16 protein-coding genes and 2 pseudogenes are annotated in these 14,643 nt (G+C 57.3%); all 18 read left to right on the top strand.

Annotated elements, in window-relative coordinates:
• Positions 1–66 precede the first annotated feature (66 nt).
• Complete coding sequence (locus H156_RS16305; protein WP_238536842.1) at positions 67–1,344, top strand: nucleotide sugar dehydrogenase; 1,278 nt, start codon at positions 67–69, stop codon at positions 1,342–1,344.
• Positions 1,268–1,456, top strand: a complete 189-nt coding sequence (locus H156_RS17730; protein WP_238536841.1) for a hypothetical protein — start codon at positions 1,268–1,270, stop codon at positions 1,454–1,456. The genes H156_RS16305 and H156_RS17730 overlap by 77 nt, the downstream gene beginning before the upstream one ends.
• Positions 1,453–2,343 (top strand): DUF2887 domain-containing protein, encoded by an 891-nt coding sequence (locus H156_RS16300; RefSeq protein ID WP_051220202.1) that lies wholly within the window; start codon positions 1,453–1,455, stop codon positions 2,341–2,343. The genes H156_RS17730 and H156_RS16300 overlap by 4 nt, the downstream gene beginning before the upstream one ends.
• A 63-nt stretch (positions 2,344–2,406) precedes the next feature.
• A pseudogene (locus tag H156_RS17815) lies at positions 2,407–2,697 on the top strand (Rpn family recombination-promoting nuclease/putative transposase); the annotation flags it as partial.
• Positions 2,698–2,797: 100 nt separating this feature from the next.
• The gene (locus H156_RS17575; RefSeq protein WP_017364173.1) at positions 2,798–2,983 is read left to right on the top strand and encodes a hypothetical protein; all 186 of its coding nucleotides are present in this window, start codon (positions 2,798–2,800) and stop codon (positions 2,981–2,983) included.
• A gap of 134 nt (positions 2,984–3,117) precedes the next feature.
• Entirely contained in the window at positions 3,118–4,434 is a 1,317-nt protein-coding gene (locus H156_RS0114585; RefSeq protein WP_017364172.1) for a lipopolysaccharide biosynthesis protein, read from the top strand.
• Between the two features lies 1 nt (position 4,435).
• On the top strand, positions 4,436–5,062 hold the full coding sequence (locus H156_RS0114580; RefSeq protein WP_017364171.1) for a class I SAM-dependent methyltransferase: 627 nt from the start codon (positions 4,436–4,438) through the stop codon (positions 5,060–5,062).
• A gap of 9 nt (positions 5,063–5,071) precedes the next feature.
• On the top strand, positions 5,072–5,323 hold the full coding sequence (locus H156_RS16825) for a class I SAM-dependent methyltransferase (RefSeq protein WP_081504017.1): 252 nt from the start codon (positions 5,072–5,074) through the stop codon (positions 5,321–5,323).
• Between the two features lie 414 nt (positions 5,324–5,737).
• The gene (locus tag H156_RS16820) at positions 5,738–6,595 is read left to right on the top strand and encodes a glycosyltransferase family 2 protein (protein ID WP_081504016.1); all 858 of its coding nucleotides are present in this window, start codon (positions 5,738–5,740) and stop codon (positions 6,593–6,595) included.
• 44 nt (positions 6,596–6,639) lie between these two features.
• Positions 6,640–7,968, top strand: a complete 1,329-nt coding sequence (locus H156_RS17120; protein ID WP_154656740.1) for a hypothetical protein — start codon at positions 6,640–6,642, stop codon at positions 7,966–7,968.
• A 31-nt stretch (positions 7,969–7,999) separates the two neighbouring features.
• Positions 8,000–8,500 carry an acyltransferase gene (locus H156_RS16815; protein WP_081504018.1) on the top strand — a complete coding sequence of 167 codons (501 nt, stop codon included), beginning with the start codon at positions 8,000–8,002 and terminating at the stop codon, positions 8,498–8,500.
• The gene (locus tag H156_RS16490) at positions 8,497–9,681 is read left to right on the top strand and encodes a glycosyltransferase (protein ID WP_017364167.1); all 1,185 of its coding nucleotides are present in this window, start codon (positions 8,497–8,499) and stop codon (positions 9,679–9,681) included. Before H156_RS16815 ends, H156_RS16490 begins: the two co-directional genes overlap by 4 nt.
• Before the next feature lie 11 nt (positions 9,682–9,692).
• Positions 9,693–10,904 (top strand): glycosyltransferase, encoded by a 1,212-nt coding sequence (locus H156_RS0114555; protein WP_161625752.1) that lies wholly within the window; start codon positions 9,693–9,695, stop codon positions 10,902–10,904.
• 4 nt (positions 10,905–10,908) lie between these two features.
• Complete coding sequence (locus H156_RS16290) at positions 10,909–12,054, top strand: glycosyltransferase (protein ID WP_017364165.1); 1,146 nt, start codon at positions 10,909–10,911, stop codon at positions 12,052–12,054.
• A gap of 12 nt (positions 12,055–12,066) precedes the next feature.
• On the top strand, positions 12,067–12,798 hold the full coding sequence (locus H156_RS16285) for an acyltransferase (protein WP_161625751.1): 732 nt from the start codon (positions 12,067–12,069) through the stop codon (positions 12,796–12,798).
• 125 nt (positions 12,799–12,923) lie between these two features.
• Complete coding sequence (locus H156_RS16810) at positions 12,924–13,685, top strand: FkbM family methyltransferase (RefSeq protein WP_211221995.1); 762 nt, start codon at positions 12,924–12,926, stop codon at positions 13,683–13,685.
• Positions 13,682–14,308 carry an LbetaH domain-containing protein gene (locus H156_RS0114535; RefSeq protein ID WP_050998164.1) on the top strand — a complete coding sequence of 209 codons (627 nt, stop codon included), beginning with the start codon at positions 13,682–13,684 and terminating at the stop codon, positions 14,306–14,308. Before H156_RS16810 ends, H156_RS0114535 begins: the two co-directional genes overlap by 4 nt.
• Positions 14,308–14,643 (top strand): annotated as a pseudogene (locus H156_RS17810) (class I SAM-dependent methyltransferase); the annotation flags it as partial. The gene H156_RS0114535 and the pseudogene H156_RS17810, both read left to right, overlap by 1 nt.

The following is a 14,643-nucleotide window of genomic DNA, read 5'->3' as shown; positions in this document are numbered from 1 at the left end:
GCGATCGCCGCATCGCCACCCCATCCAACTTCCTGTCATCCGTTTCGCGCGCGCCTGAACCATCCAATGAATCCTGACAACGTCCGCATCGCCATCATCGGGCTTGGCTACGTCGGCCTGCCGCTTGCCGTGGAATTCGGCAAGCACTTCCCCACCCTTGGCTTCGACCTCAAACAGGCACGCATCGACGAGCTTCGCGCCGGCCTGGACAGCACGCTCGAAACGACACCCGACGATCTCGAGGCCGCCAGGCACCTCGGCTACACCACCACCCCGGACGATCTGGCCGGCTGCAACGTCTACATCGTCACCGTGCCGACGCCCATCGACCGCTACAAGCGCCCGGATCTCACTCCTCTGGAAAAAGCCAGCCAGACCGTAGGGCGGCTGCTCAAGCCGGGCGACCTGGTCATCTACGAATCCACCGTCTACCCCGGTTGCACCGAAGAAGTCTGTGTCCCCATCCTCGAGCGTGAATCCGGCCTCGCCTGCGCCCGCGAGGCTCTCCCTCTCCCTTTGGGAGAGGGGTGGGGTGAGGGCAATGCTTTTCACTCCGTGCCGACATCGACCCACAGTGAATCAAGACGCAGCGAAACCGACGGATCGACTGGCTACTTCTTCGTCGGCTACAGCCCCGAACGCATCAATCCGGGCGACAAGGAACACCGCCTCACCACCATTAAAAAAATCACCAGCGGTTCCACGCCCGAAGCCGCCGCCTTCGTCGATGCCCTCTACCGTCGCATCATCGAAGCCGGTACCCACCCGGCCAGCAGCATCCGTGTCGCCGAGGCAGCCAAGGTCATCGAAAACACCCAGCGTGACGTCAACATCGCCCTGATCAACGAACTCGCCATGCTGTTTCAAAAGCTCGGTATCGACACCAGCGAAGTGCTCGCCGCTGCCGGCAGCAAATGGAACTTCCTGCCGTTCCGTCCCGGTCTGGTTGGCGGCCACTGCATCGGAGTCGATCCCTATTACCTGACCCACAAGGCGCAGGAAATCGGCTACCACCCGGAAATGATCCTCGCCGGCCGCCGCATCAACGACCAGATGGGGCAATACGTCGCTGGACAAGTCGCCAAGCTCATGATGCAGCACCATATCCCGGTCAGCGGCTCGAAGATACTCATCCTCGGCCTCACCTTCAAGGAAAACTGCCCGGACCTGCGCAACAGCCGCGTCGTCGACATCATCGACGAACTGCGGAGCTACGGCGCCGAGGTGGAAGTCCACGATCCCTGGATCGATCGGGAAGAGGCCAGGCATGAATATGGCATCGACGTCCTCGAAAGCCCCCCCCGTCGGACGGTACGACGCCATCGTCCTGGCGGTCGCCCATGACCAGTTCCGCCGGCAGGGCGCCTTCGCCATCCGCGCCCATGGCCGTCCCGGCGCCGTGCTGTACGACGTCAAGTACCTGTTTCCGGCCCATCAAGTCGATGGACGGTTGTGAAGACCGACACCCTGTTTCATGAACTCTTTCGTCAATGGCCGGCGGTGGCCCTTGATCTGGCTGGCCTCGACCCTGGCCGGGCGGCTCACTACCGCTTCCGGTCCGAAGAGCTCAAACAGGCCGCTTTCCGGATCGATGGCGTGCTGTCGCCGATCGAAGACGGCGACGACCCCCATGTTTTCATCGAAGTCCAGTTTCAGCCCGACGACACGCTGTATCGGCGCCTGTTCGCCGAAATCTTCCTCTACCTGCAACGGCTGGCGCATCCCCGCGAATGGCGCGCTCTGGTCCTGTATCCCAGCGCCGGCATCGAGCGCATTCCCCGCGGTTACGCCAACCTGCTGAGTTTGCCGGAAGTGCGGCGGGTAGACCTCGGTGTCCTCAGCGGGCAAGATAGCGAAACCCCGGGTTGGGATTTGTTGCGGTTGATCGTCGACGATACTGACGTCGCACTGGCCCGTGCCGCCGGAATGATCCAGCGGCCAGTCCAGGACCTGGAACTGCTCAATTTCATCGAAACCATACTGATCTACAAACTACCGCGCAGCAGCCGCGAGGAGATACAAGCTATGCTGGGCATTACCGACATCGATCTCAGGCAAACCCGCTTTTACCAGGAGGTTCTCGCCGAAGGACGCCAGGAGGGACGTCGGGAAGGGCGTCAGGAAGGGCGTCAGGAAGGGCGTCAGGAAGGGCGTCAGGAAGGCCGTCAGGAAGGGCGCCGAATGGGGGAGGCTCTGGTATTGCGCCGGTTGCTCATCCGTCGCTTTGGGCCTTTGCCGGAGTGGGCCGAACTACGCATCCAGCAGGCGCCGCCCGAACGGCTGGAGGCCTGGGCCGAACGCCTGCTGGACGCGGAAAGCCTTTCCGCGGTATTCGAGACCTGAAAAGCAGGCTCTCATTGGTGAACAGGCCCCACCCATTGCCGAACCGGAACCTGCTGCACGACCATGCATGACGGATCGTACAGGCACGTCTTCGCCCGCGCCCTCATCGTGGAAGACCTGCCACGCGGCTTCGTGCGTGAAGACGGGGTGTCCCGGGTCGACTACGGCGGCCTGGAGAAGGGGGGCGGCGGTCATGTCACCGACGACCTGCGCGAACGGGAAGACGACGCCATCTGGCGGGTGACGCCCGAGGACGACGGGCCGCATGTCTACCTGCTCATCGAGTTCCAAGGCCGCCGTGCCCTCTGGATGGTGCGGCGCAGCCTGGTGTATGCGGGCCGGCTGTATCAAGACCTGGTGAAAAGGGGCCGGATCGTGGAGCCGAACAAATCACCCCCCGATCTTTCCCATCGGGATATACGATGGCGAAAGCCACTGGCGGGCCGCCTGCGAAGTGGCCGAGTCGATCGAGCCGGCGGGGCTGGGTGCCTGGCGCTCCAGTCAACGGTACTTCCTGACGGACGAAGGGCGGATGAGCGAACCCGGCATGGCAGGAGCGGACGACACGCTGAACGACCTCATCCGGCTGGAACCCGGTCCCGAAGCCATGCGGCACATCTTGGCCGGGCGCCAGTCATGAACTCCTACGACCGCGATGCCCGCGCCGTTCCGGTGTCTGGCCGCGCGCTACCCGGCCTTTCCGGCTTGATCCGGATTGGGAGCCCCGGATGCCCCGGCGTTGCATCCGGGTTACCCGCCACTCGCTGAAAAATTATGTCAGTGCGCCACACGATATTTCAGTTCACCAGACGGCCGTTCGTTCGCAATGTCCTCGCGGTTGCCGGCGGTACGGCGGCTGCTCAGGGCATTACGATGGCCTTTTCGCCCATCGTCACCCGTCTTTATGGCCCCGAGGCATACGGCATCCAGGGCGTGTTCATGTCCGTCGCGGGTATACTCGGGACCGTCGCGGCCATGAACTACCCGGTTGCCATCGTCCTGCCTAAAAGCGATGCCGAGGCGTCCGGACTGGCCCGGCTGTCGATCTATATCGGCATCGGCATGTGCATCCTGGCAGCCGTCCTTTTGTTTCTCTATGGGTCCGAACTGCTTGACTTGCTGAACGCCGGCAAGATTGCTGCGTTCATCTACCTCATCCCGGTGTTCATGATGGTCTCCGTCGTCAACCGGGTGGCCAGCCAGTGGCTGATAAGGAAGAAAGCCTTCGCGTTGACAGCCAGAATCGCAATCTGGCAGGCGCTTTTGATCAATTCGGCGAAAGCGGGATTGGGATTCGCCTACCCGGCAGCGATAGCGCTGATTGTCATGAACATCTTGAATGGCCTGCTGGGAACGGCCATGGCGCTGTTTGGCTGGCGCATGTCACGCGCAATCCAGCCGGTTGCGGCAAAGGTTTCGGATCCCCCCTCGAACGCATGGACGCTTGCCAAGAGCCATCGTGACTTCCCGCTGTATCGTACCCCGCAAGAATTGCTGAATACCTTCTCGCAAAGCCTGCCGGTCATGATGCTCGCCACTTGTTTCGGTCCATCCGAGGTCGGCTTCTTTTCTATCGCTTCCGGCGTGTTGGCTTTGCCTGCTGGCCTTATCGGCACATCGGTCATGCAGGTCTTTTACCCGCGCATCAACGAGGCAATACATCGCGGGGAAGATGCAAAAGGGTTGATCGTCAAGGCGACCCTGGGTCTGGCGCTCAGCGGCGCGCTGCCTTTCCTTGTCGTGATCGCCGCGGGCCCGATGCTGTTTGGATTGATTTTTGGAGCAGAATGGGAAACCGCCGGCGTCTATGCACAATGGCTGTCGCTCTGGCTTTTCTTCCAATACATCAACAAGCCGGCCGTATCGGCCATTCCGGCGTTGGGGCTTCAACGCGGCCTGCTCATCTACGAGTTGTTCAGTACGGGCACCAAGGTGCTCGCGCTTTATCTCGGCTATGTCGTTTTCAAAAGCGATGTAGCGGCAATCGCCCTGTTTTCGGGGTTCGGCGTTGTCGCCTATACGTGGCTGATCCTGTGGGTCATCGTTCACAGCGGCAAGCCGCTGCTCAAATCAATAGCGGATACGGTCTGATATGCGTTTTGAAAAACAAGTCGATAAATCCATCTATGAGTTTCATCGTTATATGTCGAAGGAGCGATGGTCAAGCCTCTGGCATCAGCTCGATGAAGTCCAACGGCTCGATCCGGAAAAGGTGCTCGAGATTGGCCCGGGGCCCGGACTATTCAAGCACATGGCGACGGCACTGGGAATAGCGGTCGAAACCCTGGATTTTGATCCAGAACTGAAGCCCGATCATGTGGCTTCCGCAACCGACATGCCTTTCGAAGATGCGACCTATGACGTGGTTTGCGCTTTCCAGATGCTGGAGCACCTGCCGTATGAGCATTCATTGAAAGCGTTTTCTGAGATGGTGCGCGTCAGTAAACGCCATGTGGTCATCAGCCTGCCCGATGCCAGAGGGGTATGGCGATACCAGATCCATGTGCCCAAATTCGGTACGCACCCATTTCTTGTGCCGCGCCCGCAGCTCCGTTCGCCGGAACATACGTTCGATGGGCAGCATTATTGGGAAATAAACAAGCGTGGTTATCCGCTATCACGCATCGTCAGTGATTTGACTGCTCATGCGGTACTGGAAAAAACCTACCGAATTCATGAGATGCCCTATCATCGTTTTTTTGTCTTCAAGAAACCGTAGACGGTATATATGCAAGAATTCGATAGAAGAACCTTGGCGTCCTGCTTTGGTAGATATGTCCGAAAGTCCGCGCGCATTCTTGATGTAGGATGTGGTATTGGTGAAAACATGTTGCTGCTGAAGGGCATGGGATATCAGAATATCGTTGGGGTTGATATCTCTCCCGAGATGGTGAAAAAGGCGACGGCCGCGGGTTGCGAGTGTTATGTCGATACCGATATGAGCGAAAAGGGTTCTGATGTCATCTCGCATCGACAATAGGGCACCTCGAAAAACTACCGTTTTTACTAAATTTCGTCCTACAAGACATTGATTTTCCGATTGCTGAAATCTAGAAATTGAGGTTTTTCGAGGTGCCCAATATAAAGCCATATTATCCAGAAGGATTGCTTCTGTTGTTCTCTGATCGCAATGCTTCTAGACAGTATCATTCCAGGTTCAGGCTTGAACTGGTCGATATTCGATTCCGCCGCGATTCGCTGATTCCTTATAACCTGCGTTCGAGATACATAAGAACACTGCCAAACAGGTTTTTGTTTTTCTTCATTTCGCGGTTTTTCCTGATATTGAAGGCAATCACATTCAACATGCTGTCAAGAACCACCGGCTATATTGCCGTATTCAGGTTGAAGACCGACAAACAAACCTGTTCGGCATGAAGGGGTGAATGATTCCATGGACGCTGTGACAGTTATAATACCAACGTACAATCGCGCCGGAAGAATTGAAAGTACGATTTCCTCAGTATTGGACCAGGATTATGGCAAAGTTGAAATAATAGTAGTCGACGATGGCTCCACGGATTCGACGGAATCAATAGTTCGTGGGCTTGCTGATAAAAGCGCCGATTCGAACAAACAGATTCGCTATGTAAAGCAACCTAACCAAGGCGCGTGTGTAGCAAGAAATCATGGAATGATGCTTGCCACCGGTAGATACATCATGTTTCTTGATTCAGACGATCTGATCAAGAAATCAATGTTAAGCATACAGGTCTCTAAAATAGAGTCAGAAAATACCCAATGTTCTATATGTGATTTTGAAACAGTAGACGAGAGTGGTATGGTGTTGAATTATTATAATAATAATAGACACCCGCATGATTTTATACGCAATCTCATTAGTCCTCATATATCGTCACTCCTTATGCGGCGTGATTCTATCCCTCCAGGTCTTGTCTGGAATCCCAAATTGCTGAGAACGCAGGACATCGACTTCATATACAAATATTTTGCGTCGATTGAAAGCTACTCTTACGTCAATGAGGCGCTGTTCCACTATTGTCTTCATGGCGACGAGCGAATCTCGGACGGATACATCAAAGGACTCCAATACCGCGTCTTGAGGGAGTCTTTCAGGTCATACGTCAATAACAATGACTTGTTCCCAATCTATCCAAAGCAGGTTTGCAATGCGTATATGTACGCTCTTTGGAGACACCAAATAAAAAATTTTATTGCAAAACATACTCCACTTCGAGCAAAACTTGTTATCAAGAAGTTACATCCGTACATAAAATTGTATATTACTTGATACCTCGATGACATGCTGGTTAATAATATTTATTTGATTTAGCCGTGATAACAGAAATAGCAAATTCTGATTCTTATTATATATATCTCTTAGGCATCCTTTTGCTGAGCGGTTATATTTGCTTTCTGCTTACAAAAAGAATTATTACAGCCGAGGTGGTTTTCTGGGTGGCTTGGTCACTTGCCATACTGGGTGGTGAGCTGCGTAAGTCGAGGGAGGACCATTATTTTTATGGATATATCTTTGACGAAGGAAGTAAAGAGCTGGTGATGCAAATGTTTATAAGCAGTGCCTGCGGCTTTGTGTTGGCTTCTATTGTCTACTCAATCAAACGAAAAATGGGAGATTATGTTCATCGCCATTCGATGGTTAATAGAATTATATTAATCGACAGGTATCGTGAAAAGATAGCTTTTTTATTTCTTTTTATCGGATTTTTCGAGTTTTTAGTCAGTTATGTGACGCATGGTGGTTTGTCCTCCGTCAGACAAGTTGCTGTAATAGAGGGAACAGATGAGCGTTTTTTGATCATGTCTTATATTTTTTACGCTTCATATCCGATTCTAGTTTATTTCGCTATCATAGATGTCGAAAAGAGCGCGATTAGGTGGCGGTCACTTTTGCCATTGTGGCTTGGATTGGTGTTTCACGGATTATCAATAGGCGGGAGAATAAATATTGTCGTTGGCACCTTATTTTACATACTGTCGTTTGTTCTATATCAAAACAGGATTCGCCGTGTTTCTCCTAATAAAAAGAGGCGATTGTATTTTATGGTTAGGGCGTTTATTTTTATTGTTTTTGCTTCCACAATGTTTTCTCTATTTGGTATATTGAGGACTAGTGACAACATTCTGGAATTAGGTACTGATAGAACGACCAGTCCAATCGAACTTTTCTTGTATGTATCTGATTCATTGGTATCTACAAGCACACACGCATCAGAGGCGCAAACCTATGGGAAACTCTTTGGTAAATTCTTGTTTGATGGGCCGTATAGGATATTAACAAAATTTGGTCTTGTGGAGCATATACCAGATGACTTATTCGGGCATAAGCATTACCAAGGCTACCCGCCTCAACCTTATGGATGGTGTCAGGTAAATTCGATTCCACGCATGATTGCAGATTTCGGATACGATTATTATATGTTTGCTTTTTTTGTCGTATCATTTATTGCACAGTATATAAGTCTCGTGAGTTATGGTAGATCATTGTTTGTTCATACTTTGGGGGTCTTATCGATGGTATGCTCTGCTTATTCGATTCAGGCATCGATGTGGTTCTCTGCTTACAGCATAATTATAATGGCTTATTGTATTATAATACAAAAGATAAACTTATATTACATTAGAAATTTGATAAAAATATAAGACAGCACATATTAAATATATCTTGCTCATTATGTTTAGAAGCTACTTTGTTAATTTATTGCTATCTTACCTACCTGTTACACGTTTGTTTTCATTAAAAGCTATTTGTTTAAGATACGCAGGGGTTGATGTTGGAAAAGATACATATGTTACCGGAAGCATCAAATTATACGGGCGCGGGGGGTTATCCGTCGGCGCCAATGGATGGCTTGGCATCGGCTGCAGGTTTTATATCCCGGTCGGGTCGTCCGTTGTGATTGGCGACCGCTGCGACATCGCTCCGGAGGTGAAGTTTGTATGCGGCAGCCATCGAATTGGCACGGCCGAGCGGCGCGCAGGGGAAGGTTTTGCCGATGATATCGTCGTAGGGGCGGGGTCATGGATCGGGGTGGGAAGCACCCTGCTCGCCGGCGTGCGAATAGGCGAAGGCTCCGTGGTGGCCGCTGGCGCCGTGGTCACGCCAGGACGATACCCAGCCAATGCACTTTTGGCCGGGGTACCCGCCAAGGTTGTCAAAATCTACGACCCATGAAGACCGAACCCCGCGTGTTCTATTTTTGCGCGATCAATTCGCCCGGGTACGAGAAAAAGCTGAAGCAGCGTCTCCATGTCGGCGCTGCCAGCAACAAGGTGCTTTCGGTCGTATCGGCCCTTCGCAGCGTGGGATGTCGAGCCTATGCCGTTTCCTTGCCGGTGTTGGGCCGAGCGTCAAATAGCCGGGCGGTTCGAGGCGATGTCATCCGCGAGCGGGGCGCTCCCGTCGTTTACCTCAGCGTCGCCGCCGACCCGGTGTTGCGTCGGTTGCTCGGCGCGATGGGTTTTGCCGGATTTTGCCGGAGATTCATCAAGAAAACCGACCGGGTGCTGATTTATAACTTCATGCCGGAATATCTGCCTGCGCTGCTGCTATTAAGGCTGAAAGGAAATTCCGCCGTACTGGATCTGGAAGATGGGCCTTTGAACAAATGCTCAAGCTGGCGCGAGATTGGCAATCTCATGACTTATAAGCTGGTTCGTTTTTTGTGCCGCCGAGGGGGGGTGACGGTATCGTTACAGGTTGCGCAGAACCATGGATTGCAACCCGCTTGCGTCGTTTATGGCGCGGTCAGGCAGATGAATATCCCAATGTCCAGGCCATCGCCCGATGAAAGTTCGTTTCGAATTCTCTATGGCGGCTCGCTTTGCGAGGATACCGGCTTGAACCTATTCTGCGATGCGGTCAGGCTGATTCGCGAGCGCATGGATTACCGCGACGGGGCGCTGGTATTCGTCGTCACCGGTTTCGGTGGCGAGGGGCTGATCGAACGGCTGCGCGCGCAAATCGACGATGAGCGCGTCTCCGTGGAAAGAAAGACCAATCTATCCATGGAGCAGTATCAACAGGAGCTGGCGTCCTGCGATGCCGCATTGTGTCTCAAGCTGCCCGGTTCCGGGATGGGTGATACCACTTTTCCGTCCAAGGTGGTGGAAATCACTGCCGCCGGTCGGCTTTTGATTTCGACCAGAGCCAGCGACATTCCGCTGTTGTTCGATGACCGGAATGCTCTGTTGCTCGATGAGGCCACGCCGGAGGCGCTTTGCTCGGCCATCTTGTGGGCGCTGGACCATCCCGAAGAGTGCGCCATACGGGCGAGACGAGGCCGGGAGCGCGCCATGGAGTTGTTTTCCGAGGTTGCGGTGGGGCAAAGGATTCAGGATTTTATTTTTCGATGATGGACATTTCCTTGAATTCCGATATTCCCTTGCGGCGGATCATCTTCTGGGAGCCCTGTGTTTCCCCGCATAAATCCGATTTCATGCAGGCGGTTTCCCGCACCCTGCCCGACGTCGAAATCATCTGTTGCGCGGATTCCGATGTCCCGCCGGATCGGAAGGCCATGGGCTGGTCGGCGCCCGACGGCAACGGCATCGAGACTCTCATCGCCCCCGGTGCCGGACAGATCGAGCGGCTCGTCCAGGGACGGCATCCCGGCACTTTTCATGTGTTTTCGGGAACCCGGCATTTATCGACGCTGATCCGCGGGTTGCAAGCCGTCAAGGCCTGCGGTGCGCGCTTCGCCATCCTGTCGGAGCCGCGCGTGCGGGAAGGCTGGGCCGGGGGGCTGCGTTACCTGCAGTCCCGGCTGACCGAGGGATGGTTACGCTCGCACTGCGAGCTGGTTTTGGCGATCGGCAGGAATGGCCCGCCCTGGTATCTGTCGGTCGGCTATCCGTCCGAGAAGGTGTTCCCGTTTGCCTATTTCGTGGCGCCGCCTCGCCTTTCCCGGTCATCGTCCGGGGAGACGGGCGGGCAGGGACGGCCAGCCGTCCGGGTGGGTTATGTCGGCCGGCTGGTGGCGATGAAAGGGGTTTTCGACCTGGTACAGGCCGTGGCCAGGCTGAAACGGCCGGCGCACCTGACCCTCGTTGGCGGAGGGCTGGATGAGGCGGCGCTGAGAAAGACTTGCCTGGAGCACGGCGTCGATGCAGATTTCCGCGGCGTGCTGCCCATTGAATCCATCGGTGAGGTGATGGCGCAACTGGACGTGCTGGTGTTGGCCTCCACATCATCCGATGACGGTTGGGGGGTGGTGGTGAGCGAGGCATTGATGGGCGGCACGGCGGTGGTCGCCACAAGCTGCGTGGGTGCATCGCTGATGCTGGACGAGCCGTCATTCGGCCGTTTGGCGCCGCCGCGCGATCCTGGGGCGATCGCCCAAGCCATCGTCGCACTGGCGGAAGAGGGGGCATTCACGCCCTCGTCACGTCTGCAGCGCCGGCGGCTGGCGCTGGCGCGATTGAGCGCGGAAGCGGGTGCGCGCTACTTCGTGGATTTGCTCCATCACCGGCTGGCGGGCGGGGCGCCCCCGGTGCCTTTTTTCCAGTATCCACCGGCGGATGAGATCATCGAGCCATGTCGTAGGGTGGGCGGGTTGCCCACCCCAATCCAAGGTTGATCCCATGAGCGGAACGTTAGCGGTCATTCATACGATCGCCCGTCTGTGGCGCAACAGCGGCGTGACCGACGCCGTGGTTCATGCCGCGAACGGCTGCGCTCGCGCGGGGCACAGGACGGCGGTCATCACCTGGTCGGATGCCGAGTCCATCGCCCCCGGTGCCTTCGCGCCCGGCGTCGAGCTATGGGCGCTGCGACGGCCCCGCAGCGTCATCCAGCGGTATGTACGCTTCCGGCGGACCTTGCGCGACCGGGTGCTTGGCTTGAGGCAGGGCGGACATCGGGTCGTCATTCACGATCATGGCCTGTGGCTGGAATCGGACATTGCCGCGGCGCGGGCGGCCCATCAGGCGGGCCTGCCTTTGGTCGTCAGCCCGCACGGCATGCTGGAGCCCTGGGCGCTGAGCCATCGGGCCGGCAAAAAGCGGCTGGCGTGGCGCCTGTATCAGGAAAGGCTCTTGCGCGCGGCCCGGCTGATCCACGTCACCGCGGCGGCGGAGCGTGAGTCCGTTACCGCGTTATTGCCGGGAACGCCCACCCGCGTCGTTCCGCTGGGCGTGGCGCCCAGCGCAGCGGTTTCCTCATGCGATGGCAAGACCGCCCTGTTTTTGTCCCGCATCCACCCGGTAAAAGGGCTCGATCTTTTGTTGGCAGCCTGGGCCAGGGCCATGCCCGCGGATTGGCGCTTGCGCATCGCCGGTCCGGACGAAGGCGGCCACGCGCAGGTGGTGGCCGGGCAAATCCGGGCCTTGGGCCTGGAAGACCGGGTCGAACTGTCGGGGCCGTTGTATGGGGAGGATAAGGCGCGGGCCTTGGCGGAAAGCGCGCTGTTCGTGCTGCCGTCGCGTTCGGAGAACTTCGGGCTGGTGGTGGCCGAGGCGTTGATGGCGGGGGTGCCGGTGATCACCACCCGCGCCACGCCCTGGCTGGACCTGCCGATGCGGGGCTGCGGCTGGACGGTGGCTCCCGACGTGGAAGCGCTGGCGGATGGCCTGCGGGAGGCGAGCCGACTCTCCGCCGAACGCCGCCGGGCCATGGGGCGAGCCGGGCGCGCCTGGATGTTGGCGGATTTCACGTGGGATGCCTACGGCCAGCGCTTGGCGAGGTTGTATGAAGAGTTGGCGGCGGATGCCGCCGACTTGATCCGATGAATGTCGCGCGCGATGAGAAACAGGCTCAAACAGTTTTGTCTGCGGCTCGGCGAGGCTCATCCTGCAACGGGATTTTACCTGCGCCGTTTTTACAAGGGGTATTTCTTCAACAGGATCAAGAAGAAAATAAAGGGCCGGCAGAACGTCATCCGCTACAAGCATGCGGTCCTGTCTTCGGTGTGGTTTGACGTGGCCGGTGATTCCAATCAGATAGACATCGGGGACGGTTGCATCCTGGACGGCGTGGGCTTCCTCATCCGAGGAAACCATCATCGTATCGCCATCGGTGAGAACTGCACCTTCGATAAAGGCACGGTGTTGTGGTTCGAGGATCATCACGGGGCTTTGACCGTCGGGGCCGGCAGCACCTTTGGCGCGGTGCATATCGCCGTGACCGAACCCTGTTCCAGAATCGAGATCGGCAACGACTGCATGTTCGCCTATGACATTGACGTCAGGACCGGCGATTCGCATTCCATCGTGGACAGGGAGAGCGGGGAAAGACTCAATTTTGCCAGGAATATTTCCATCGGAAATCACGTCTGGGTGGGCGCCCACTCGATCATCCTCAAGGGCGTCAAAGTGCAGGATCATTCCGTCGTCGCCACCGGGTCGGTGGTCACCCGCGCCTTCGACGAGGCAAACGTCGTCATCGCCGGAAACCCGGCGGCCGTCGTCAAGAAGAACATCAGTTGGCTAAGGCAGCGTATCGAGGCGACGGCGATTTCAGCGAAGGTAGACTGAATGGGCATCTTGAACACCCTGTCTTTTCTTTTGAACCACCCGCTCAGCCAGGGCCGGAAATTACCGGCACTGGCGCGGTTCGTACGCTGGCAGCTCGGCAGCCGGCTGCTCCCGGGCGAGGTGGTGTGCCCCTTCGTCAACGACGCCTGCCTGGTCGTCCGGCCCGGCATGACCGGCGCCACCGGCAACCTTTATGTCGGCTTGCACGAATTCGAGGACATGGCCTTCCTCCTGCACTACTTGCGCCCGGAGGACCTGTTCGTGGACGTGGGCGCCAATGTCGGCTCCTACACCGTGCTGGCGGGGGGGGCATCGGCGCCGCCTGCCTCAGCATCGAGCCGCTGCCGCAGGCCTTCGCCGCCCTGCGCCGCAACATCGCCGTCAACGACATGGGCGGCCGGGTGCAGGCGCTCAACCTGGGATTGGCCAGTCAACCGGGCGTGTTGCGCTTCACCAGCCGCCTGGACACGGTGAATCATGTATTGAGCAAGGAGGAAGATCACGCAGACGCGGTCGAGGTTCCGGTGCGCACCCTGGATGAGGTCGTGGGCGATGCTTCACCTGCCCTGCTCAAGATGGACGTCGAAGGCTACGAAACCGAGGTCCTCGCCGGCGCCCAGCGGGTTCTGGCGAACCCCGCGCTGCGCGCGCTGATCCTCGAACTGAACGGCAGCGGCCGCCGCTACGGCTTCGACGAAGACGCCATCCGCCGGCAGTTGCGGGACCTGGGCTTCACCGCCTGCGCCTATCGGCCTTTCGAGCGCGCCTTGACGCCTCGCGCCGAAACCGCCGCCGGCGGCAATACCCTCTTCGCGCGTGATCTGGAGTATGTCGAAAACCGCCTGCGCACCGCGCCGGCTTTCCGGGTGTCAGGATGGGAACTATGACTGCACGATCCGCTTTTCGCTCACGGAATTTGTCCATCGCTAACAAACTGGCCCGCGCTCTATGGAACCTGGTCTGGCTGCTGCTCTACCGCCCCAGTCCCGTGCCTTTGCACGGTTGGCGGCGGTTTCTGCTCAGGCTGTTTGGCGCGAAGGTCGGGCGGGGTGCGCATCCCTACCCTTCCGTCAAAATCTGGGCGCCCTGGAATCTGGAGATGGGCGATCATAGTTGCCTCAGCCACCATGTGGATTGCTACTGCGTGGACCGCATCAGGCTTGGCGCGCATACCACGGTCAGCCAATACAGCTTCCTTTGCACCGCCAGCCACGATTACACGGATCGCGCCATGCCGCTGATCACCGCGCCGATCACCCTCGGCGAGTGGGTTTGGGTCACCGCGGGCGTTTTCGTAGCGCCAGGCGTCACCATCGGCGATGGATCGGTCATTACTGCCCGCTCCAGTGTATTTCGCGACATCGGACCTTGGATGGTTGCGGCAGGCAACCCGGCCGAACCGGTAAAGCCGCGCCGGTTTGAGGATCACGGTTTACGGTCGGAAACCTCATCCCCTTACTGCGGTGAACAGGGAACTCTCTCTCGCCTCGATCAGGAGCACTGCCACTGATGGATACTACCGAAATTTCCGGCTACCGCTATGCCGACGCCGGCTTGAACCACTCCCACGGTTATCTGCTGCCCGCCGTGTTCCGCCTGCTGGACGGGCTGAACCTCCCGGCGGATCGGCGGCGGCTGTTCGAGTTGGGCTGCGGCAACGGGTCGGTTGCGCACCAGCTGACCCGGCGCGGTTGGCAGGTGACCGGGGTGGACCCTTCCGCCGAAGGCATCGGCGCCGCCAATGCGGCCTATCCGGAACTGGCGCTTTGTTCCGGCTCCGCCTACGACGATCTGGCCGGGCGCTACGGCCGCTTCCCGGCCGTTCTCAGCCTGGAGGTGGTCGAG

Source organism: Methylococcus capsulatus str. Texas = ATCC 19069 (genome assembly GCF_000424685.1).
GTDB classification, from domain to species: Bacteria; Pseudomonadota; Gammaproteobacteria; order Methylococcales; family Methylococcaceae; genus Methylococcus; species Methylococcus capsulatus.
The sequence above is the reverse complement of the archived record's forward strand: the minus strand, read 5'-3'. Positions and strand labels throughout refer to the sequence as shown.